Source organism: Paenibacillus glacialis (assembly GCF_001637205.1).
Lineage (GTDB): Bacteria > Bacillota > Bacilli > Paenibacillales > Paenibacillaceae > Paenibacillus_AQ > Paenibacillus_AQ glacialis.
This window is the reverse complement of sequence record NZ_LVJH01000015.1, coordinates 45,391-68,518: the sequence shown is the minus strand read 5'-3', so window position 1 is coordinate 68,518 and position 23,128 is coordinate 45,391. Positions and strand designations below refer to the sequence as shown.

At 41.8% G+C, this 23,128-nt stretch carries 22 protein-coding genes and 1 pseudogene; 4 read left to right on the top strand and 19 right to left on the bottom strand.

Annotated elements, in window-relative coordinates:
* Positions 1-90: IS3 family transposase (locus PGLA_RS26695; RefSeq protein WP_145939523.1), on the top strand; the 90-nt coding region annotated here is incomplete at its 5' end.
* Between the two features lie 80 nt (positions 91-170).
* On the opposite strand, the gene PGLA_RS09170 is transcribed toward PGLA_RS26695, so the two are convergent.
* Entirely contained in the window at positions 171-686 is a 516-nt protein-coding gene (locus PGLA_RS09170; RefSeq protein WP_068531831.1) for a YcxB family protein, read from the bottom strand.
* 940 nt (positions 687-1,626) lie between these two features.
* Here PGLA_RS09170 and PGLA_RS09165 point away from each other — a divergent pair.
* Positions 1,627-3,153, top strand: a pseudogene (locus tag PGLA_RS09165) (YifB family Mg chelatase-like AAA ATPase); the annotation flags it as partial.
* Positions 3,154-3,410: 257 nt separating this feature from the next.
* On the opposite strand, the gene PGLA_RS09160 reads toward PGLA_RS09165, so the two are convergent.
* The 7 genes from PGLA_RS09160 to rplS form a co-directional block, all read right to left on the bottom strand.
* On the bottom strand, positions 3,411-3,797 hold the full coding sequence (locus tag PGLA_RS09160; RefSeq protein WP_068531825.1) for a YraN family protein: 387 nt from the start codon (positions 3,795-3,797) through the stop codon (positions 3,411-3,413).
* Positions 3,797-4,102 (bottom strand): EscU/YscU/HrcU family type III secretion system export apparatus switch protein, encoded by a 306-nt coding sequence (locus PGLA_RS09155; RefSeq protein ID WP_068531823.1) that lies wholly within the window; start codon positions 4,100-4,102, stop codon positions 3,797-3,799. Before PGLA_RS09155 ends, PGLA_RS09160 begins: the two co-directional genes overlap by 1 nt.
* Positions 4,099-6,228 carry a hypothetical protein gene (locus PGLA_RS09150; protein ID WP_068531822.1) on the bottom strand — a complete coding sequence of 710 codons (2,130 nt, stop codon included), beginning with the start codon at positions 6,226-6,228 and terminating at the stop codon, positions 4,099-4,101. The genes PGLA_RS09155 and PGLA_RS09150 overlap by 4 nt, the downstream gene beginning before the upstream one ends.
* Before the next feature lie 77 nt (positions 6,229-6,305).
* Positions 6,306-6,950, bottom strand: a complete 645-nt coding sequence (locus PGLA_RS09145) for a ribonuclease HII (RefSeq protein ID WP_084410891.1) — start codon at positions 6,948-6,950, stop codon at positions 6,306-6,308.
* Between the two features lie 132 nt (positions 6,951-7,082).
* Entirely contained in the window at positions 7,083-7,949 is an 867-nt protein-coding gene (gene ylqF, locus PGLA_RS09140) for a ribosome biogenesis GTPase YlqF (protein WP_068531844.1), read from the bottom strand.
* A 51-nt stretch (positions 7,950-8,000) separates the two neighbouring features.
* A complete protein-coding gene (lepB, locus tag PGLA_RS09135) occupies positions 8,001-8,627 on the bottom strand; it encodes a signal peptidase I (protein ID WP_068531843.1) in 627 nt (208 codons plus the stop codon).
* 196 nt (positions 8,628-8,823) lie between these two features.
* The gene (gene rplS, locus PGLA_RS09130) at positions 8,824-9,168 is read right to left on the bottom strand and encodes a 50S ribosomal protein L19 (RefSeq protein WP_068531820.1); all 345 of its coding nucleotides are present in this window, start codon (positions 9,166-9,168) and stop codon (positions 8,824-8,826) included.
* 296 nt (positions 9,169-9,464) lie between these two features.
* Between rplS and PGLA_RS09125 the strand changes: the two genes are divergently transcribed.
* Together PGLA_RS09125 and PGLA_RS09120 are read left to right on the top strand one after the other, a co-directional pair.
* On the top strand, positions 9,465-10,724 hold the full coding sequence (locus PGLA_RS09125) for an MFS transporter (RefSeq protein ID WP_068531818.1): 1,260 nt from the start codon (positions 9,465-9,467) through the stop codon (positions 10,722-10,724).
* Between the two features lie 96 nt (positions 10,725-10,820).
* Positions 10,821-11,387 carry a winged helix-turn-helix domain-containing protein gene (locus PGLA_RS09120; protein ID WP_068531816.1) on the top strand — a complete coding sequence of 189 codons (567 nt, stop codon included), beginning with the start codon at positions 10,821-10,823 and terminating at the stop codon, positions 11,385-11,387.
* A 110-nt stretch (positions 11,388-11,497) separates the two neighbouring features.
* Here PGLA_RS09120 and PGLA_RS09115 read toward each other — a convergent pair whose 3' ends face one another.
* The 11 genes from PGLA_RS09115 to rnc all read right to left on the bottom strand — a co-directional run bounded on the left by PGLA_RS09115 (position 11,498) and on the right by rnc (position 23,126).
* Complete coding sequence (locus PGLA_RS09115) at positions 11,498-12,853, bottom strand: dipeptidase (RefSeq protein ID WP_068531813.1); 1,356 nt, start codon at positions 12,851-12,853, stop codon at positions 11,498-11,500.
* 28 nt (positions 12,854-12,881) lie between these two features.
* Positions 12,882-13,619 (bottom strand): tRNA (guanosine(37)-N1)-methyltransferase TrmD, encoded by a 738-nt coding sequence (trmD, locus tag PGLA_RS09110; protein ID WP_068531812.1) that lies wholly within the window; start codon positions 13,617-13,619, stop codon positions 12,882-12,884.
* Between the two features lie 2 nt (positions 13,620-13,621).
* Complete coding sequence (rimM, locus tag PGLA_RS09105; protein ID WP_068531808.1) at positions 13,622-14,146, bottom strand: ribosome maturation factor RimM; 525 nt, start codon at positions 14,144-14,146, stop codon at positions 13,622-13,624.
* Between the two features lie 124 nt (positions 14,147-14,270).
* The gene (locus PGLA_RS09100; RefSeq protein WP_068531806.1) at positions 14,271-14,501 is read right to left on the bottom strand and encodes a KH domain-containing protein; all 231 of its coding nucleotides are present in this window, start codon (positions 14,499-14,501) and stop codon (positions 14,271-14,273) included.
* Positions 14,502-14,523: 22 nt separating this feature from the next.
* A complete protein-coding gene (gene rpsP / locus PGLA_RS09095) occupies positions 14,524-14,796 on the bottom strand; it encodes a 30S ribosomal protein S16 (RefSeq protein WP_068531804.1) in 273 nt (90 codons plus the stop codon).
* A 41-nt stretch (positions 14,797-14,837) separates the two neighbouring features.
* Complete coding sequence (ffh, locus tag PGLA_RS09090; RefSeq protein ID WP_068531802.1) at positions 14,838-16,220, bottom strand: signal recognition particle protein; 1,383 nt, start codon at positions 16,218-16,220, stop codon at positions 14,838-14,840.
* Between the two features lie 20 nt (positions 16,221-16,240).
* A complete protein-coding gene (locus PGLA_RS09085; RefSeq protein WP_068531801.1) occupies positions 16,241-16,597 on the bottom strand; it encodes a putative DNA-binding protein in 357 nt (118 codons plus the stop codon).
* A 141-nt stretch (positions 16,598-16,738) separates the two neighbouring features.
* Positions 16,739-17,386: a PAQR family membrane homeostasis protein TrhA gene (gene trhA, locus PGLA_RS09080; RefSeq protein WP_068531799.1), complete on the bottom strand. Its 648-nt coding sequence runs from the start codon at positions 17,384-17,386 to the stop codon at positions 16,739-16,741.
* A gap of 225 nt (positions 17,387-17,611) precedes the next feature.
* Positions 17,612-18,625: a signal recognition particle-docking protein FtsY gene (gene ftsY / locus PGLA_RS09075; RefSeq protein ID WP_068531797.1), complete on the bottom strand. Its 1,014-nt coding sequence runs from the start codon at positions 18,623-18,625 to the stop codon at positions 17,612-17,614.
* A 76-nt stretch (positions 18,626-18,701) separates the two neighbouring features.
* On the bottom strand, positions 18,702-22,271 hold the full coding sequence (smc, locus tag PGLA_RS09070) for a chromosome segregation protein SMC (protein ID WP_068531795.1): 3,570 nt from the start codon (positions 22,269-22,271) through the stop codon (positions 18,702-18,704).
* A gap of 156 nt (positions 22,272-22,427) precedes the next feature.
* Positions 22,428-23,126, bottom strand: a complete 699-nt coding sequence (rnc, locus tag PGLA_RS09065) for a ribonuclease III (protein ID WP_068531793.1) — start codon at positions 23,124-23,126, stop codon at positions 22,428-22,430.
* Positions 23,127-23,128 lie beyond the last annotated feature (2 nt).

The following is a 23,128-nucleotide window of genomic DNA, read 5'->3' as shown; positions in this document are numbered from 1 at the left end:
ATCGATTATTACAACAACAAGCGAATTAAAGCAAAACTAAAAGGCCTAAGTCCGGTACAGTACCGAACTCAGGCCCAAAAAGTCGCCTAATTATATAACCTGTCTAACTTTAAGGGGTCACTTCAGAATACTTAGGTGGTCTTTTGATTTGTTCTAATGAATGACTGGTTTCATAAAGATTTAAATTTCACTTTCTTTGAATCTACATTAAGACTAATTAAATATTTTAATGTAAACTTCTCTCTTTCGGAACCAATCAAGTTTTTTGGGAAAATTAAAGCTGTATTGCTAGAGATAAAAACAATAATAAGATTCCTAGTCTCAAATACTTTTTTTACATACTCCCATTTCACTTCGCCTGTGCTTCCTTCAGAAGTTGTGTGAATTCCGTTATTACTAATTGTATATGTATATTCCTGCTGCATTAGTTCATTACTTAAAAATGTTTTTTTAGATTGATTTCTTAAACTGAATTTAAATATAAGCCAGAGCAACGTGCTCATTAATAAACAAATAATAAACTTGGGTATGACGCTACTCTCTATTTCTTTAAAGTATAACAATATGAATAAACCCACAAAAAGCAATGTAGTCATATATACTCTTCTTCGTTTAGTAAATGCAAGATTATACTCCAATATATTCTCTAACTTTAGCTTGACCCTAAGTATCAATTCTTTTTCCAAGATAAATCTCTCCCATACATGTTTTATTGTTTCATACAGATTCTACCATCTAACATTGTATAGGTCTATAGATCTATGTCGGAAAATGATGATATTTGAAATTACAAGCGAAGGACATCCTTAATCAAATAAGCAATTTATAAGGTTTTTCTCATAATGCACTCAACAACACCATATTAATTTTAATATTGATTTTTACTTTAAAGATAAAGTTATCAATTCAAACTAATAAATTCAATCTCCAAGGAATCGCTCTTTGATCATGTCGTAATACATTTTTCAATAAAATCTTGTACTGTCTTAAAAGCTTGGCATCGCTAAGAGTAATATAAAACACTTTCATAATTAGCCTCATCTGTTTCTTTATTAACTTCATTTTTTCCAAATTCAATAATTTATTTTCATCGTGATAAGCCTCAAAAAGCGATATATTCTATGCTAATTTCTCATGCATCTCTAAGGTTCAACCAAATCATTCATAGAAAGCTGATCCACACAGTTCAATTCTAATCAATAATATTTATCAGTTTATTAACAGTTCCTCTAACACGACAATTTAGACGCTTGGCGATATGCTGGATTGATTTATTATTCTATTCCATATAATTCTCACTAATAAAATAGGATGTCTTAAAATTGATTTTAAGCCTTCTATGCTTATGTGATATACAGAGGAACAAGGCGCGTCAAATTTGACGTACCTTGTATGGGTTTCCATTACTTTACACTCACCAAGGAAAAACCCCCTTTACCTATGCTAGATGCGATGTAGCAGTTCTTACCTACGGAAAATTTTCAATAGCCTATTTACATGAATAATAATTGTAGAATAAACAATCCTTCCTTAGGCAGGTGTGTTTGTCGTGTACCTTGCAAATCGGTGAGTCCTAACTCGAGATGCTCTTACCTGAATATAGTTAAGTTATTAATGATTTTGTAACCCATTATATCTATTATTGGTCTTCCTGACTCTGCCATCCGTGAAGCTGTTGAAAGAGTTCGAGCAGCCATCAAGAACTGTGGATTTCGATTTCCCAATCAAAGAGTTACGATCAACTTAGCGCCAGCCGACCTCCGAAAGAAAGGTTCAGCATTTGATTTAGCCATAGCACTGGGTATTCTGATTACCAGCGGGCAGATTATTCTTCCTTCTGATATCCGATTACTAATGATCGGTGAGCTTGCATTAGATGGGACTTTGAGACCGGTGTCAGGTGTTCTATCTATGGTAGATCGTGCGAAACAAGAAGGGTTTAATGCGGTTCTATTACCCGAAGAGAATGGTACCGAGGCAGATTTAATCAAAGAAATAAATGTCTATAGTCTAGGACACCTCAGAGAATTGTTGTACCCCGATGGCATTCTACTACCTAGGACTGGGAGAAAGGAATCCGATCCTCCTGTTATTCTTCATTCATTGGACTTTCTCTACAAATCTCCGTCCTCTACGCCTATATTATCAGCTTCCGGTATTCACTCTGCCAGTTATGAAGATTATAGCGATGTATTAGGGCAACAGCACGTAAAGCGAGCACTGACTATCGCTGCAGCTGGAATGCATAATATTGTACTTATTGGTCCTCCTGGTACTGGTAAAACGATGCTCATCAAACGTCTACCTACCATTCTGCCTGCTTTAACCGAACAAGAATCTCTAGAGACGATCAAAATTTTCAGTGCGGCTGGCAAACTAAAAGAACCATCCACAGGCTTGCTGAAACAGCGTCCCTTCCGCTCGCCTCACCATACCATTTCCTCAGGAGAACTCATCGGAGGGGGAACTATTCCTGAACCAGGTGAAGTCAGTCTTGCCCACCGTGGAATATTATTTCTAGATGAACTGCCTGAGTTCTCTCGTAATGTATTAGAAGTATTACGCCAACCTTTAGAAGACCGTGCTGTAACGATTAGTCGTGCTCGCGCAGTTCATACATTTCCAGCACACTTCATGTTATGCGCTTCTATGAATCCATGTCGGTGTGGCTATCTCGGAAGCGATCATCCTGAGCACCGTTGTACTTGTAGTAGTACACGTATTGCACACTATCGAGCCAAAATATCCGGTCCTTTATTGGATAGAATTGACCTTCGAGTGGATGTTCCTCGTCCCAAAGAGTGGACTAAAGAGACATTTAGTTTATCTTCGGAAGAAATGAGAGAACGTGTAATGTTAGCACATCGTATCCAACTACGACGTTACCGCCACTTACCTTTCTCCTACAATAGTGAATTAGGGGGAAGACATCTTCGTGACTTTGCAGCGCTCTCGTCTGATACAGCAACGATGCTACAAGAAACGTTGGAGGCTCTTGGACTCAGCATGCGAGCTTATGACAGAATTCTAAAATTAGCGAGGACGATCGCAGATCTAGATGCCAAAGATACCATCGGATCTTCGCATGTCGCAGAAGCCATTCAATATCGGAATTTGGATCGGCAACAAAGTCAGGGGGAGGAAGTGTTCTAATAATTTACACACCCTCCGTAAAAACATATAAATGAATTCAATCTATCTCTGATTTGAAATCAAAGAAATTGTCAAATATGATGATTATTGTGGAGCGACTCTTCCTTACGAAGGATCGCTCTTTCTTATGCAACGAAATGAGCCGAATATGATGAGCTCTTGTTCATTAGTTTCATAAAGAAGAGTTCTTGATATTCGACTTATTATACTTGTGAGGTGAGAAAAAGATTACCTCAACTTCACGTGTATTATCTAGGTTAAAACGCCTCAACGATATGATCCAAACTAGATACTGTCATGTCAACATGCAGAAGTACGGCGATGACATCAAATCGTATTATTGTTGTTTCGATATCTATTTGTTTATATAATAAATAGACTTCCGCTGTTTTGCGAACCTGATTCATTTTATGGGCATTTACGGACTCTGCTGGTGTGCCATACCTTGAACTTCCACTACGGCTTCGCACCTCAACAAAAACTAAATAATCCTCTTTGCTAGCTACAATGTCTAACTCCCCACTGCGGCAACGCCAATTACGATCTATAATTTCATATCCTTGATTTGCTAAGTAAATGGCAGCCTGTTCTTCAGCGGCAGCCCCTTTTTGCTTACGTGTGTCTCTCTTAGGCCTTTCTTCCATTAGCTATGCCTTCCTTCTTTAGCTAAGCCATCTGTACGATAGATATATGAAAGCACCTCAGCCACAAGTTGATATAGTTCAGCTGGAATCTGTTGATCTAGATCCAACTGAGATAGAACCTCCACTAAAGCTGCGTCTTCCTGGACAGGAACGCCATTCTCTTTCGCTTTCGCAAGAATAGTCTCTGCTAGTCTACCGCTTCCTTTAGCTACTACGATAGGTGCCTCAGACTCACCCGGAGTATATTTTAACGCGACTGCCTTTTTCATAGAAAGAGCTAATTCCTCTTGAGTCTTTTCATTCATATCCGCATATCCACTCCCTTATATGTAGGAGGCGTATATTCTGAAGTCACGCTACCCTGTTTGCCATCTACTTTAGCGACAGTGGGTATCGGAAGTGGTTCTGATTTAAGGCTTAACAGCTGATAACCAATGGAATGAATGGCTTGGGATATTTCGTCCCGACGATCTTCTATGAGTGACGTCATCCATTCATGATCATTATGAATTTTCAGACTGACGATTTTATCGACTACTCGTACATCAACTAATGTTGATCCTAAATGCTTCATATCCAAATCAAACCATAGACGACAGTTAGATGCATCGAGTTCTCCTTTTTTCCCCCTACGAGCTTGAATATGAACAGACGCTGTCTCCTGACCATCTTGACCATTCAGTGGAATAAACATCGTGACTTGGGCGAATGGAGCCGTACGATCAGTATTCAGCAATAGCTGTTGTCCAGTCATATGCTGAACAAGCTGTTGTGCTGCTTCCTTCAGTGTAGGTGGAAGATCCGTTCTATCTAACATTTCTAGAAGAAGACCTTTTAAAGAGTCCTGATTCAGACCTATTACTTCCTGACTAATGATATTCCCAGGCAGTGTAGATATGGCGTTGACTCCACGAAGCATCGCTTCCGGCGTACCTTTAGCAATATGCGCTAGAGGCGCATCTGAAGTAGGCTGTGTTACTTGCTCCTGTGTAGCCACAGGCAAGTTAACGGTTGGTGTCGTAGCGCTTGTTGATGGTGCTGTGACACCCGCATGTGGAACTGTCGGAGCACCGTTACCTGCGGTTGGCGTCGGTTGTGGTTGCAGCAGCGGCACAGCAGCGGCCGTGTTGCCTAACGGCATGTTCCCTGCCGCGGTTGCGCCCTGCGGCACTTGTTGCGCTTGCGGCGTCACACCGCCGCGCAAAGCCTGCTGCTCGTGCTCCGCACCGAGCAGCTTCAACATGCGCCCTACCCAAGGTGCTTCGCCCTGGGTTGGCGCAGGCTGTCGCGAAGCACCTACGGGTGCTTCGGCCATAGATGCCGCCGTTTGCGTAGCCGCCGGCGGCACGACTGCTGCTGTCCCTCCGGGTGCAGCAGCAGTGGCACTTGCCGGCGGTGTTACAACGCCGGATAAAGAATCAGCCACTGGCGCAGCTACGCCAGTGATATTTCCACCGCCACTTGGCGAAGCCGTGGCGGGTAGAACTGCCACCGTCGAGCCCTGCGACGGCGAGTTTGCAGGCAGCTGCGTGCCGCGCAGCTGCTGCAGTATGTCCTGCAGCTTCGCTAGAAGCGGCTGCAGGGGTGTAGCTGCGGCGCCACTTGAAGCCGCAGTTCCTGATGCAGTTCCTTGCGTTGCAACACCCTTCCCAGGGGCTTCACTTGATGTCCCTGTCGATGCTTGCGCCCCCTGCGATCCTTGTGCTACTTGCGCTCCTACTATACTCCCTGTTTTCCCCGCCGTATCTTGCGTTCCAGTCGTTCCTGACACCTGCGTTGTTCCTACCGTCACTTGCGATTCTGTCATGCCTTTGGATTGTAAAGCTTCTCCTGCATGATTAGCTAACAAGGTAAGCTGTTCACTGAGTCCGGACAACAGTTGATGTAGTGGAGGTCCGAAGACTGCTTGTTGCAGACCTCTCACACTCTCACCCGTCATGGGTAACCCGCGTTGAAAAGCGATAGCAGCAGACTGAAGCCATTGCTCTGATGGGACACCAGCTGGCTTCTCCATCAGAATAGCTTTAAATAAAGTGGCATTCTCCTTCGTAAGAGGTACACCGCTAGCCTGAAGCGTTTGAATCATTTCACGATTCGCTTTTGTATCCGTCAACCCGACCGCAGTTAAGACATCACCCATAGATTTAGCAGTTAACGACGTAGATGAAGATTCACTTAAAGGCTTTAATACCATCATGCCACCCTCATCTGGAGATTGCACTTGCAACATGGTAGCTTGTCCCTGTTGTAGTGGTGTCTCTAATTTAGCATGCACTTTTACGCCCTGAATTTGGATTTCCGCTTCTTGTCCATCATCAGAGACGCTAAGGACTACGCCACGAACCACCTGTCCCGTCTTTACATCTAATTGCTTAATATCCCCAGGTTTGCTGTCGCCCAGCAAACCACGGATTAATGATCCGATGTTCACAGTTGTTCCTCCGTTTTCAAATCGCTCTTTCTCTCTATATCGGTGCTAAGGTCTATTGTCTTAAGCACTTCTTTTTTTCAGAACAATGTTTGTTGCTCCGCTTCAATATTTTTGAGGAAGCTACGACGATGCATTGGCGTTGCACCCATGTCCGCAATTTGTGCTCTATGTAACTTCGTTGCATAACCTTTGTGTATGGATATCCCATATTCAGGATACATCGCTTCCCATGCGCCTTCGCATAATCTATCGCGTGTAACCTTGGCAATAATAGAAGCTGCAGCAATCGATTGGCTGTTAGCATCTCCTTTAATGATCGATAGTTGAGGTATATCGGAATCTACCTTTTCTGCATCTACAAGTAGAAAATTAGGCTCAATCGATAGATCCTCTAGCGCTCTTTTCATTGCAAGTCTTGATGCTTGTTTAATATTAATACGATCGATTGTAGCCGAATCCGCATACCCAACACTCACTGCTATAGCATTCTCCATGATGACATCATATAGAGCATCACGTTTCTTCGCGCTTAACTTCTTCGAATCGTTAACGCCTTCAATATGGAGTCCTTGTGGAAGGATAACTGCCGCGGCAATCACATCACCAAATAGACAGCCCCGTCCAACTTCATCTATACCTGCAATATGTTGATAGGATTGCTCCCAGTAATATGCTTCATGTTTAAGCAAATCAATAACTTCATCTTCTTTTATTTTACCCATGATATTCACACGATCCTTCCGTACACATCTTGCACAATCTGTACATTTATTTCACTTAAGCTTACCATATCTTCATTCTTATATTTCAAAAATAAAAAAAGCCACCGTAGGATCGGTGGCTTCAAACCTTTATTAATAAGGTGCTTCCATTGAGAAACGGCCTAATTTACCAGCCCGGAGCTCCCGCAGTAACGTCCCACAAGCTTTCTCCAAGTCAACTCTTCCGCCACTAATGATACAACCGCGTCTACGGCCAACCTCTTCCATAATCGCGACAATTTCATCAGGATTCTCGAAATCTGTTGGTTGTTCGCATTGAAGATCAAAACGTTCTTTGAAAGGAGCCCAATAGTATTTCGCAAGATATTTGATTCCGAAAAAGGCTACATCCTCTGCATTGAGAGTTTCTGCCTTAATCGCTCCAGTTACCGCTAGCCGATAACCTACATTCATATCTTCGAACTTAGGCCATAGAATCCCTGGTGTATCCAGCAATTCCATTTCTTTGCTTACTTTAATCCATTGTTGACCTTTGGTCACACCAGGACGGTCACCTGTTAGGGCAACAGCACGTCCAGCAAGCTTATTGATCAATGTGGATTTACCTACGTTTGGAATACCCACAATCAATGCCCGAATAGCTCTTGGATTCATACCTTTAGAAACTTGCTTGTCAATCTTAGCTTTCATCAGCATTTTAAGCTGCGTTGGGATTTCTTTCATACCCGTACCTGTTGATGCATCAACAGGTAAAGCTATATGTCCTTCTCTTTTGAAATACGCTAACCATTCTCTTGTCACTTCCGCATCCGCTAAATCCGCTTTATTCAAAATGATAAGCCGAGGTTTGCCCCCGAGAATCTCATCAATCATCGGATTCCGACTTGAAAGTGGCAATCGAGCGTCAACCAACTCAATAACTGCGTCAATCAACTTTAATTGTTCTTGAATTTGGCGGCGAGCTCTGGTCATATGACCAGGGAACCACTGAATCGTCACCGTCATCACCTCATCTTCTTTACCACAACTAATCCATAACAATCATGGGGTTTAATGGTTGATCCATTCCATATCTTTCACTGGCCAGAAAATCACATCTGCACGGCCTACAATATCACCAAGTGGAACATAGCCAATCATCCGGCTATCCGTACTATCTGAACGGTTATCCCCCATCACAAATATATGTCCTTCCGGCACTGTACCGTCTGGAAAACGCTCGTTAGGGAAATCTTTATTGTTATAAGTCATATTTTCTTTGTGTCTGCTGTCAATTTCATCTTGTATGTATGGCTCTTTAATAGGTTCCCCATTAACATAAACGGTATCCCCTTCCACCTTAACGGTGTCTCCAGCCACACCAATAACTCGCTTAATAAAATCCCTGCCTTCGGAAGGAACATGAAAGACAATGACTTCCCCCTTCTTTGGCTTACGAATATCATACAAAATTTCGTTCACAATTAAACGTTCTCCTGTATGAAAGTTAGGCTTCATGGAAGGTCCATCTACAATAAATGGTTTAAAAAGAAGCCAACGAATAAGTACCACTAGGATCACCGCGATAACAATGGCCTTAATCCACTCCACAATTTCATTATTTCCTTTTTTCGCTGGTTTATCATCATGCTCTTTAAATTCAGCTGTATCTGTCTGAACTCCTAAGTCCTGCTGCATCATTCATCACCCTCTCTGAACCTAATGAAATGCAAATAGATAACGAATAGGAACCCTGTTTTTTACTATTTTAGAAAAGAAAAGCTCCTTAACGGAGCTTAATCACCTAATAAATGTAAGCACAATTCATCCATATGCCCTATTTATCCTAAAACGAAAGGGACTTGAAATCAAGCCCCTTAACGTTGTCCGCTTTTTAACGGCGAATTTCTTTAATTCTTGCTGCTTTACCGCGTAGATCGCGAAGATAGAAGAGTTTAGCACGACGTACTTTACCACGACGAGTCACTTCAATTTTCTCGAGTTTAGGCGAGTTAAGCGGGAAAGTTCTTTCCACACCAACACCGTAAGAAATTTTACGTACTGTAAAAGTTTCACCGATTCCGCCACCACGACGCTGAATAACAACACCTTCGAACAATTGGACACGCTCACGTGTTCCCTCGATAACTTTTACATGTACTTTCAAAGTATCTCCAGGGCGAAAGTTTGGCAAATCTGTGCGAAGTTGATCTTGAGTAATCGCTTGTAGGATATTCATATTAGAATTCCCTCCTTCCATACAGGTGTTCTTGCCTCTTCCAAAGAAATGATATTCTCTTTCATTATCGACAGAGGACCACCGTATTCATACACAACAGGAGTAATTATAACATAAATTTCGCTTAGCTTGCAAGAAGTTTTGAATTCTATCCATATAGTAAAATTTAACATGTATAATCATTTAAATTTTACAATCGCACATAAACATATATTGACAAATCATGGATACCTATTAAAATAAACATAACGTTAAAATTATTTTAATGTTAATAAAAATTTATAGGAGTGTTTCCTATGACAGATGCCGCACTAACCAAGAAACCTGGACTAAGAGAATTAAAAGTTAACAAAACTTTTATGTTATTTCTTGCTGCCAAGATTATCTCGCGCTTTGGAGATTCCATTGATTCGATTGCATATAGTTGGATGGTCTACTTGCTCACGGGATCGAAAGTTCTCATGGGCACTTTGTTTGCCATTAATTTTGTTCCGGGAATATTATTCAGCCTCTTTACAGGTGTCCTCGTAGATCGTTGGAACCCACGTATTATTGTCATGATCGCTGACTTAAGCCGCGGCATTATGGTTATCATTACAGGATTGTTATATTGGCAAGGACTCTTGCAACCTTGGCATTTATTCTTGTTCACGTTTATCAACTCGACGTTTGAATGTTTTGCTACGCCCGCAGAAATGTCACTTGTCCCTCGTATACTTCCCAAGGAACTTCTACTCAGTGGCAATTCCGTCTCATCCTCTGCTGGGCGAATCGCCGAATTAGCTGGACTCGCAGCTGCTGGAGCCCTCATCGGACTCATTGGTGTGTCAGGAGCTATTGTGATAGATGGATTAACTTTTGTAATCTCAGCTTTACTTATTGCTTGTATCACGGTTCCCATTGAACCAACTACTCAGACAAGCGTAGCAAGTACTCAACCAACAACTTATTTTCAAGAATTTAAAGTAGGATTGAAATTTATCGCTTCTCATAGACTGCTACTTGTCATAATGTGTGTGGCAACCTTTGTTAATTTGTGTCTTACGCCCTTTAATGTGCTTAATACCGTTTATGTGAAGGAACTCCTTCATGCAGGTCCTATAGGGTTATCTATCCTTGGTATCTCTCTTATTTCAGGTATGCTTTCAAGTGGACTATGGCTTAGTATCAAAGGTTCCAACTTCAGAAAAAGTGTTCTGATTGTTAGTGGGTTCATTATCCTAGGAATAAATTACGCATTATTATTTATTCCAGTATCCTTCCCTATTTACCCTCTATATTCAGCTGCTATCTTTAGCTTTGGGATGGGTATTGCCGTTCCCCTCGTAAGCACGCCAACCACAACTTATTTAATGGAAGTTACACCAAAAGAAATGCTTGGTAGAGTTGGCGCGTTATTCAGTATGGTCTGCACCTGTGCTATGCCTGTAGGAAGTCTATTAGCAGGAATGGCTGCGGAACTCATACCCGTGCATATGCTCTACCTTATATTAGGTGGACTCCTTATGATTCCTGCTGGATTTTTATTAACACAAAAGAACTTCATGAAAATATAATAGCTGTCATTCTTTGAACTTTATCCACCTACAGATTATAATGAACACGTGCAGAATTTGCATAAATACTGGTTCTTATGACTGAGGTGCACATGGATGGATACAATAACATTAAAGACCCTAGCGGATATCAGAATATATTCAGATCCATACAGAATGGATATCATGAATGAATTCCTGAAGTTGGGAAGACCCGCCACCGTCAAGGAAATTGCAGATATCATGGGTGAAGTTCCTGCCAAAGTATATTATCACGCCAAAAAGTTAATAAGTATTGGCCTACTTACTTTAGACCATACCCAACAAATCAACGGCATTACGGCGAAGTATTATCAAGCCTTTCAGGGAATGATCGCTGTCAAACGTAGTGAAATTGATGCTCCTATCGAGAATATTGTATCTGAAACGCAGAAATTACTTGTTGATATCTATGACAAAAGCAAACAGAAATTTATCAGCTTAGTGGATATCAATATCCCTTTCGGCAATATAACTAATCGTTCTATCTATTTAACTAAAGAGGAAGCTGAACAATTCCATATCTTGCTTAACGAATATTGTGATAAACATCAGAAACCGCAACCTCATCTCCAACAAGAGAAATATGAAATCTTCGGTTCAATCATCAAAGAATCTTCTGATGAGATGAACTCACCGTCCTAGTTCCCTACATAACCAATTTCCACATAAAAAAACACCGAGAACAGGATGTTATTATAACATCGGATTTCGGTGTTTTTTTTATTATGCTAGTTCGATTAACGATTCTCTTCTTAAACCTGTTTCAAAAATTCCACAATGGTAAGAAGTCCTTTATCAAAGTTATCCAAATTGAAATGTTCATTCGGTGCGTGTAGATTCTCATCAGGTAGCCCGAAGCCCATCAATACGACTGGAACGTTTAACAATCGTCCAAATGTTTCGACAATCGGAATCGAACCTCCGTCTTTGGTGAATACAGGACGAACCCCATACACTTGATTAAATGCATCCGCCGCTTTCTGAAGCATCGGTGAAGTTGTATCCATCGTAAATGGATTTCCCTTTTCACGTTGAACAACGGACACTTTAGCGCCAACAGGAACATTCGCATGAATATGACGTTCAATTTTATTCAATATATCTTGTGGATTCTGATGGCCTACAAGGCGGCAAGTAATCTTCGCATGTGCTTCTTTTGGAATCACAGTCTTCGACCCTTCTCCTTGAAATCCACCGTACACCCCGTTCAATTCAAGTGTTGGACGAGCTCCCGTTCTTTCAACAAAGGAATACCCTTCCTCTCCGTAAAGCGCATCCAGACCTAAATCATGCTGTAATTTGTTCTCATCGATCGCTTGCTTCACGAACTCCGCTCTCATTTCAGGAGAAAGTTCAGGTACATCCGCATAGAACCCTTCCACACTAACCTGACCTTTATCATCGTGAAGTGTAGATAGTAGAGAAACAATCGCATGAAGTGCGTTAGGAACTCCCCCACCAAAAGTACCCGAATGAAGATCAGTATTGGCTGTCGTGATCTGAACATCTAATGAACAAAGTCCACGCAATCCTACACAAATCGCTGGTTTACCTTTTTCAAGTAAAGACGTATCTGAGATTAACACCACATCTGCTGACAATGCCTCACGGTGTTCTTCTAAGAATGAAGGTAGGTTCGGGCTCGTTACTTCCTCTTCACCTTCGATACAGAATTTAATATTTACAGGAAGCTCCTTCTCTTGTTTGAGGAGCGCTTCAACCGCTTTAATATGTAGAAATACTTGTCCTTTATCATCCGTTGCTCCCCGAGCGTAGATCTTATCTTCACGAATTGTCGGTTCAAACGGAGGTGTCTCCCACAAATGAAGCGGGTCAACGGGCTGTACATCATAATGTCCATATACGAGTACAGTAGGCTTACCCGGTGCATGTAAATGATCTGCGCACACAATAGGATGGCCTTCGGTTTGATGAATGGTTACATTCTCTAGACCTGCTTTAGATAATGAATCCGCTAGCCAATCCGCTGCACGTATGACATCTGCCTTGTGTTCAGATAGGGCAGAGATACTCGGAATGGATAACCATTCTTTTAACTCGTTCAAATGTTGCTCTCTTAAGTTTTCAAAATAGACTTTGTAATCCATCTTGTTCCTCCTCTTCCATTCTCGTGTTCTATTGCTTATTGTTACGAAGTTCACGGAGATATTTCTTGTCTTGATCCGTAAGCTGTAACTTATCCAGTAGATCAGGGCGCCGTGTAAACGTACGTTTCAATGCTTGTTGTCTTCGCCATACTTCAATATTAGCATGATGACCACTCAATAACATATCTGGTACCTTCCAACCACGGAATTCAGCAGGTCGTGTATAATGCGGATACTCGAGTAGCCCCGTACTAAATGAATCTGTCACTGCTGACATCTGATTACCTAATACACCCGGCAATAACCTTACGACAGCATCAATGACTGTCATAGCCGGTATTTCGCCACCAGTAAGAACATAGTCCCCGACTGATAGTTCATCTGTGACAAGATGCTCACGAATTCGTTCATCATACCCTTCATAGTGTCCACATATAAAGATGATATGTTCCTCTTTAGATAATTCTTCTGCTTTTTTCTGTGTGAATGTTTCTCCCTGTGGACACATTAGAATTACACGTGGAGGATTAACACTAGAAGTCATGACATGTTCTACAGCAGCAAAAATAGGCTCCGGCTTCAACACCATACCACCGCCTCCACCGTAAGGCGTATCGTCGACAGTATGATGTTTACTAAGAGAGAAGTCTCTGAAATTGATCGCATTCAAAGACACAATTCCCTTCTCATTCGCCTTGCCTAAAATACTACTCTCGAACACCCCTGTGAACATCTCAGGAAATAAGGTAAGCACATCTACCTTCATATTTATAACAATCCTTCCATGAGGTAAACCTTAACCTTCTTGTTACTAACATCTACATCTAATACCACTTCATCGATCACCGGAATTAGAATATCCGAACCAGATGAAGGTTTAACGACCCATACGTCATTCGCCCCTGGGGAAATAATTTCAGTAATAATGCCCAACGGTTTATCTTCATTATCATCTGTAAACACCGTACATCCAATAATATCGTGATAATAATATTCGTTGTCTGGTAGGTCTATAAGATCATCCTGAGATACTTTGAGCATACTTCCTTTATATTTCTCCACTTGGTTGATATTCGTGAAGCCTTCGAGCTTAACAATGTAGGTATTCTTATGGAATCGTGCGGATTCTACAGTGATCCAAAATGACGGTGTTCCGTCGCCAGGAATCAAGAATAAACGTTTCCCTTTAGCGAAACGTTGTTCTGGAAAATCCGTTATCGCTAACACTTTAATTTCACCCTTAATACCGTGTGTATTTACCAATTTACCAACCGTTAATAATTGCTCAGGCATATTTCTCCTCCTACAAAAAAAAGCGCTCTTCCGCGCAGAATACTTACATTCATGCTCATCACTATGTCTTCAGCATGTACGAAAAAGGGTTAGGACATGCATCCTAACCCACTTTCGTAAATCTTTAAGATATAATATCCACGGTTACGCGTTTGTCCATTTTGACTGCTGCAGATGTGACAACCGTGCGTAATGCTTTTGCGATCCTGCCTTGCTTACCGATAACCTTGCCCACATCATCAGGATGAATGGACAATTCATAGACAACAAGATGATCCTTCTCCACCGTCTTCACGGTCACATCTTCAGGATGATCCACCAAAGCCTTAGCAATAACACTAACTAATTCTTCCATAGATACCCCTCACCATCAGTCATTATTTCTGTAACTTAAGTTCATGGAATTTCTTCATTACGCCTGCTTTACTAAGCAAGTTACGAACTGTATCGGATGCTTGTGCACCGTTTTGAAGCCATGCCAAAGCTTTATCTTCATCAATTTTAACTACTGCCGGTGATTCAATCGGATTGTAGTAACCAATTTCTTCGATAAAACGACCATCACGCGGGGAACGGGAATCCGAAACCACGATACGGTAGAACGGCGCTTTATGGGCACCAATGCGTTTAAGACGAATACGTACTGCCACAAAATTCACCTCCTTCAATAAATAATCTTAGTATTAGTATTTTAACGGAAAGGAAACTTCATGCCGCCTTTTCCTGCTAATCCTTTTAACTGTTTCATTGCTTTTCCTTTAGGACCTTTAGGTCCCATCATATCGGAGAATTGCTTCATCATCCGACGCATTTCATCAAACTGTTTGATGAGACGGTTCACTTCGGCAATATTTGTTCCACTGCCTGTTGCAATTCGTTTACGTCGTTTGTGATCAATCATCTCAGGGTGTTGCTTTTCTTGCTTCGTCATGGAGAACACGATCGCTTCAATCCGACCCATTTGCTTGTCGTCCACTTTAAGATCTTTCGCTTGCTTCATCTTACCCATACCAGGAATCATATCCATAATCTGATCAAGTGGTCCAAGCTTCTTCACTTGATCCATTTGTTCGAGGAAATCATCGAACGTAAACTCTGCATTACGCATCTTACGTTCCATTTCTTTCGCTTTCTCGACATCGATATTAGACTGAGCTTTCTCGATTAGAGAGAGCATATCGCCCATTCCTAGAATTCGTGAAGCCATCCGTTCTGGATGGAAAGGCTCCAAAGCATCGATCTTCTCACCAAGCGCAGCAAATTTAATCGGGCAACCCGTTACCGCTTTGACTGAAAGCGCGGCCCCACCTCGTGTGTCACCATCTAATTTCGTGAGCACTACACCAGTGAGTGTAAGCTGTGTATTGAAGTTGTCAGCAACATTGACTGCATCCTGCCCTGTCATAGCATCAACTACAAGCAATACTTCGTCTGGGCTAACTTCCGTATGAATCTGACGCAATTCCTCCATCAGCTCTTCATCAATATGAAGACGACCGGCGGTATCTACGATCAGATAATCATGTCCGTTATCCTTGGCATGTTGCAAACCTTGTTTAGCGATTTCAACCGGACTAACCTTATCCCCGAGTGAAAACACCGGAACTTTAATCTGTTCTCCCAACACTTCCAGCTGCTTAATCGCAGCAGGGCGATAAATATCTGCAGCTACAAGTAACGGACGGCTATTCTGCTTCTGAAGTAGCTTAGCTAATTTAGCAGAGGTTGTTGTCTTACCTGCACCTTGAAGACCGACCATCATAATCACGGTTGGACCTTTATTTGCCTTAGCAAGCTTAGCTTGACTTCCGCCCATAAGCTCAGTCAATTCCTTATTGACAATGTCAATAATAATCATACCTGGAGTGAAGCTGTCCATTACTTCTTTCCCAATAGACTTCTCTTTAACTTTGGCAACGAATTCCTTGACTACTTTGAAATTAACGTCCGCTTCCAATAGGGCAAGACGCACTTCACGCATCGCTTCGTTCACATCATCCTCAGATACTTTACCTTTGCCACGAAGCTTACTAAATACGTTCTGCAGCCTGCCTGTTAATCCTTCAAATGCCATTCGCTGCCACCCCCCCGCTACTATTCATATACCTGCAAACGATCTAATATTGAGATCAGCTTTTCCTTATCTTCTGTTGAAACATCTACAGTAGTAAGTACATGTCTTAATTGTTCTAATTCGTGGTTACGTTGTTCATACTTTTGTAGAAGACTTAATTTCTCTTCGTACATATCAAGAACTTGTTCCGCACGTTTAATGTGCTCATAGACAGCTTGCCGACTGATTTGAAATTCTGCAGCAATTTCCCCAAGGGAAAAATCATCATGAAAATAATATTTAAGGAATGTCTGCTGCTTCTCAGTTAGCAGGTGTTCATAGAAATCGAACAACCGATTAATCCGGTTTGTTTTCTCTAACCTATCATCCTGACTCATTAAGGGCACTCCCTTCGTCAAGGAAAAACACTTTACACTCAACACAACTTATATTACATAAAATAAAGAGAGATGTCAAGCAAATATCCTTGTCATCTCTCTCTTAGCTAATTTTCCTTGCTTCAAATTATCAATCGACGGTCATGAATTGGGTAGTAAATATAGAAATACAGAGAAGAAATGAAGTATACTTCCGGCTAATACGAATAGATGCCATATGGCGTGGTGGTATGGAAACCCTCTCCAGACATAGAATACCGTTCCAAGTGTGTACATGATTCCACCCAGAGCTAGAAGTATCATCCCTCCGGAAGGTACAGCAGCCGTTAATGGAACCCACGCAATCACAATCAACCAACCCATCACGATATAGAAGATCGTAGACATGAATAAGAATCTCTTAACAAAAAAAGCTTTGAAGAGGCAGCCTAGAATAGCAAAGCCCCAAACAATACCGAATAAAGTCCAACCAAGCGGTCCACGTATAGCAACAAGCATAAAGGGAGTATAAGACCCTGCTATATAAAGATAAATAGACGAATGGTCAAAGAATTCGAACAAGTCCTTTGTCTTGCCTTCCTTGAAGCTGTGAACCAATGTCGAATTCAAATATAAAATGAGCATTGTCGATCCATAAATCGTGAAGCTCACAATATGCCACGGAGTTCCTTTGATACTAGCAAACACAATGAGTAATACAAGTGCCGCTACACTGAGAACTGCTCCAATCCCATGAGTAATCGCATTAGCTACTTCCTCACGGCGGGTGTAGATGTGCGTATTCGCCATAGATATTAGTCCTTTCACTATAAAATCATATTCCAAATTATACACGTCTTAAACGTTATATTCCATTATGCCGATATCGACTCACAAAGAAACGGCTACACCTTCCCTTAAGAAGGGGTATTTCCTCACTTCGGAAATATAAGAAGTAGCGTATCCACCTTGCTTATATGATAAAAAGACATCTACAGAACTGAAACTCTGCAGATGCCACACCATAATATAAGGCTACTCCTCTGAAACTGTGGCCTCATCCTTATTCTCTTCTTCTTCTTGAATCAATCCTGCGAATAATGCATGAACGAACTGCTCTGAATCAAAAGGCTGTAAGTCTTCCACTTTCTCACCAAGACCTACCAATTTCACCGGAATGTTCATTTCTTGACGAATAGCTACAACGATTCCGCCTTTAGCTGTTCCATCCAGTTTAGTAAGAACAAGACCTGTCACACCACTCTTTTCTCCAAAGAGCTTAGCTTGACTTAAGGCATTCTGACCTGTTGTAGCATCAAGTACCATTAAGACCTCATGGGGTGCACCTGGAATTTCACGCTGAATGACACGGAATATCTTGTTCAGCTCTTCCATCAGATTGGATTTGTTCTGTAAACGTCCCGCTGTATCACAGATAAGCACATCCACTTGACGTTGTTTCGCGGCTTGAACAGCATCAAACATAACGGCTGCCGGATCTGAACCTGCCTGCTGTTTGATGACTTCAACTCCAGCACGTTGTCCCCACACTTCAAGTTGCTCGATTGCTCCAGCACGGAATGTATCTCCAGCTGCTAATAGCACCTTTTTACCTTCTTGTTTAAAGCGGTATGCCATTTTACCAATCGTAGTTGTTTTCCCTACGCCGTTCACGCCTACAAATAGAATGACGGTTATGCCATCTTTATTCATTTTCAGGGAATTATCATCATCCCCGCGTAGAAGTTCCATTAACTTTTGGGATAAAATCGGTTGTAGTTCCAAAGCATTCTCAATCTTCTGCTTCTTCACTTCAACGCGCAACTCTTCAATTAATGTCATGACCGTGTTAACCCCAACGTCAGCACCGATTAGGATTTCTTCAAGTTCTTCATAGAACTCTTCATCTATTTTCTTACGACGGGTCATAAGATCAGATACCTTCTCTACAAATCCCTTACGTGTTTTCTCTAGCCCATCACGAAATTGCTTCGTTACAGCTTCTGTTTTACTCGAAATACTTTCTTTCAACTTTTTAAAGAAACTCATATGTTTCCTCCATCTCTTTATCTATATAGATTGAACTTGTGAGAGCAAACTTTAGTTCAATCTATCTATCACTATGTTAGGCAATTTCAGCTTCCTCATTCTCTAACTTAACAGAGACGAGCTTGGATACGCCGCCCTCTTCCATCGTAACACCATAGAGCACATCTGCTTCTTCCATCGTCCCTTTACGGTGTGTAACAACAATGAATTGGGTCTGTTCAGAGAATTCGCGCAAATATTGAGCAAAACGAACGACATTAGCTTCATCAAGTGCAGCTTCCACTTCATCCAACACACAGAAGGGAACTGGCTTAACTTGAAGAATAGCAAACAAGAGCGCCATGGCGGTCAATGCACGTTCTCCTCCAGAAAGAAGTTGTAGGTTCTGTAGCTTTTTGCCTGGTGGCTGAGCAACGATATCAATTCCTGTATCCAACATATTATCAGGGTCAATGAGAACAAGATCTGCTCTGCCTCCCCCGAATAACTTCATAAATACAGTTCCAAACTCTCGGCGAATCGCATCAAATGTAGCTTTGAAACGCTTTGACATTTCATCATCCATTTCGCGGATCACTTCATAAAGTGTCGTCTTGGCACCAATTAAATCTTCCTTCTGCTCACTCAGGAATTGGTAGCGTTCATTGACACGTTGGTATTCTTCAATCGCTCCAAGGTTCACTTCACCCAGTGATGATATGCTACGTTTCAGTTCTCGAACCTCGTTCTGAACCGCTAGCACATCCTCTGGAATAGGATACCGCTGTTTAGCCAATTCGTAACTCAGCTCATAATCTTCACTTAGTTTCTTGAGGATATTGTCCAGTTCCACGTCCAGTCGATTCACACCAATCTCCGTCTGGCGAAGCTGTTCCTCAACTGTACGAAGCTGCGTACGTTGCTCCTTGGTTTCGTTCTCCTGTAGCTCCAGTTTTTTAGACAGTTGCATACGTGATGCTCTCTTGAAATCTAGTTGTTGAGAAGATTCTTCCTTCTTAAGCTTGTACTGGTTCAAATTCTCAATTTGCTTAAGCGCTTCATTAGCATTCGTAAGGAGATCTGCTTCAATAGAGGCTAACAAGTTCTTAGTCTGGCGTAAATCTCGATCCTGGGAATTGAAATCAGTCTGCAATCGACGGATTTGTTCTTCCAGAGAGAAACATTCCTGATCGAGCTTGCCTTCCCTTACTTTAAGCTGTGTCAACTGGTTTAAGAGTTCATCTTTCGCTGATTCACTCGCTTTACGAGTGAACTCCGCTGCTTGAAGAGCCTCATGAGAAGATTTCTCTTGTTCTTCTAGTTCAGCCAGTTTCTTCACAGCCTGCTCACGACTGTGCTCAAGACCTTTGTTCTCTTCTGTAAATCCACTCTTCTCTTGCCCAGTCACTTCGACCTGTTCCATAACATGTCGTAACTCGTGTTGAAGTTGCTTCAGATCGCCTGCTGCTTGTTGCTCTTCAATTCGTTTATCGTCACCCGCTTGTCGAAGCTCATCGAGCTTACTCTGAGTCTGAGTTAGTTGTGTCTTGAGCTGTTGAATACTCTCTTGAAGTTTTATTAATTGTTTCTCCGTATCCACAATCTCTTGATCCAAGGCATCCAACTGACGTTTACGGCTAAGTAAGCTGTTATTCTTCTTATGTTGACTACCACCGGTCATTGAACCGCCTGCATTAACGATGTCCCCTTCAAGTGTGACTACGCGATATCTGTATTGACACTTGGCAGCGATTTTATTAGCATCTTCTAACGATTCCGCAATGATGACATTACCCAATAGACTACCAATTACAGGAGCATATGTTGCATCATACTGAACCAAATCTGCTCCAATCCCTACAAATCCACCAGCGCCTTCGATGACCGAGCGATCACTTGCAGAAACATTTCTTGCCCGCATAACATCCAGAGGCAAAAAAGTTGCTCGTCCAAGTTGACGCTGCTTCAGGAAAGAAATCGCTTGACGGGACACGGATTCATTATCCATAACAATATGTTGTAGTGACGCACCCATTGCAGTCTCCATAGCTAGTTCTAACTTCTCTGGTACGGCTATAAGTTCTGCTACAGCACCGTGCACACCACTAAGTATAGATTTACGGGAAGCTTTGAGTACTTCTTTAACACCCAACATAAATCCATCAAAATCATCTTGCATTTCCTTCATCGTATCACGCCGAGAAGTTTGCGCTTCACGTTTCTGTTCCCACTTACGAAGTGCGCCTTGGCTTTCTTCTAACAGTTTCTGTACGGATTGATAACGTTCACTCTCCGTAATATATCCTCCACGCAATTCTCTGATTTCATTTGCAAAATTTTCTATGGAAGCATCCAAAGCGTGTTTACGTTTCAACAGATCTTCTTTTTGACTCTCCCATTTACCGGTCTCTTCTTCTGCACGGTTCATTCGACGAGACAGTGTTTCCTTCTGCTGGTCTGCATAACGGATTTCATTACGTGCCTGCGCCATTTCATTCATGAGTTCAAGCAATGAGCTCTTCAGGGTTTCTTCTTGTTGCTGGCTAATGCCACCCGTGACTCCAACCAACTTCGCTTCTTCCCCTGATAAATGAGACCTTAGTTCCTTAAGTTCTTCCTGTAATGCTTCAAGCTTATTCTTCGTAAGGGACAATTCGGTCTTTCGATCTTCGACCCTCTCATCCCCCGTATTCAACGTCTCAGCTAGTTGCTCTCGGTGACCTTCAAGATTTCGCTTCCGTTCCTTAAGCACTTCACCGTAACCTTCACTCTTCTCATAAGCTTCGCTATATTGTAGCAATTCATCCTGAAACAACTCGACTTCTTGCTCAAGCTTACGCAGAATGGATCGATCGCTTTCCAACATCGCATCATGAGCAGACACAACGGTAGATAGTTCAAGTTGTTGCTCCTGCAAGCCGGCAAGCTTGCGTGTAGATTCGGTCCAGTTCGTATGAATTTGTTCTATTTGATGAACATACATCGAAATTTCTTTGCTTTTCAACTGTTCACGAAGTTGCTTAAAGTGTACCGCTTTCTCAGATTGATCTTTTAATGGACCAATCTGATCCTCCAATTCGCTCACTAAATCATGAATACGCAACAAATTTTGTTCCGTATCATCTAGTTTACGCATGGCATCTTTTTTACGAGATTTATACTTTACGATCCCCGAAGCTTCTTCAAATATGCCCCTTCGATCTTCTGAACGTGTACTTAGAATTTCTTCAATTCGTCCTTGTCCGATAATCGAGTACGCTTCTTTACCTATCCCCGTATCCATAAATAATTCGGTAATGTCTTTCAGTCGACAAGATTGTTTGTTAATCAAATACTCACTATCCCCATTACGATGTACCCGGCGTGTAACCGTTACTTCGTTGAAGTCCAGTGGAAGTACGTGATCCTCATTATCCAAAGTCAGTGAGACCTCACCAAAATTAACAGCTTTACGCGCATCACTGCCGGCAAATATAATATCTTCCATCTTGCCTCCACGCAGTGATTTAGCACTTTGCTCTCCTAACACCCAACGTATACCGTCGGAAATATTACTCTTACCGCTGCCGTTAGGGCCGACTACAGCCGTTATCCCTTTAACGAATTCCATCTCCGTTTTGTCAGCAAAAGATTTGAAACCTGCTAATTCAATCCGTTTCAAAAACATATTCCCTAAATCACCTCTAAGCCCTATAATACCACATCTTCTTCAAGTAAAAATACTAATTAAAAGAGCAAAAAGCAGTCAATGGCTAATAACTCTGTCCATCTTGCGTGACTGCTCTTTGCTCTTAGGTTATGAATTGCGCTAGCTTACGAATCCTTAGGATTTGGCTAGCTTCAAATGACCGAGTGCAACTGATGCAGCTTGCTGCTCGGCTTCTTTCTTAGATCGACCAGTACCTCTTCCGATATTTTCATTTCCCATGTAAACCTCAGAAACAAATTCACGTTCGTGTGCTGGCCCTCGCTCTTCAACGATCCGATACTCTAACAGCCCCATATTATGGTGTTGTGTTAATTCTTGTAATTCAGTCTTATAGTCGCTCATTTGGAGCTTTCCATTCTCTGAAACCTGCGGAAATACATATCGTTCTAAGAATGAGCGAGCTGCCTCAATTCCCTGATCCAAATATAGAGCACCAATAAATGCTTCAAATACATCCGCAAGTAAAGCAGGACGAGTACGCCCCCCTGTTAATTCCTCGCCTTTACCTAACAATACATATTGTCCAAAGTTTAAGGCTTCCGCAAACTTAACAAGGGAAGGTTCACATACAATAGCTGCACGCAGTTTTGTAAGCTCCCCTTCAGGTTTAGTTGGAAAAAGATTGTACAAGAATTCAGATACCGTAAGTTCCAGCACAGCATCTCCTAAAAATTCAAGGCGTTCATTATCTTGATACTGGCTGAAACGATGTTCGTTGACATAAGAAGCGTGAGTAAAGGCCTGCTTCAAGAGAAGCTTATTGTGGAATTGGACATGAAGTTGCTGCTGTAAATGCTTCAGATCACCGCTCAACA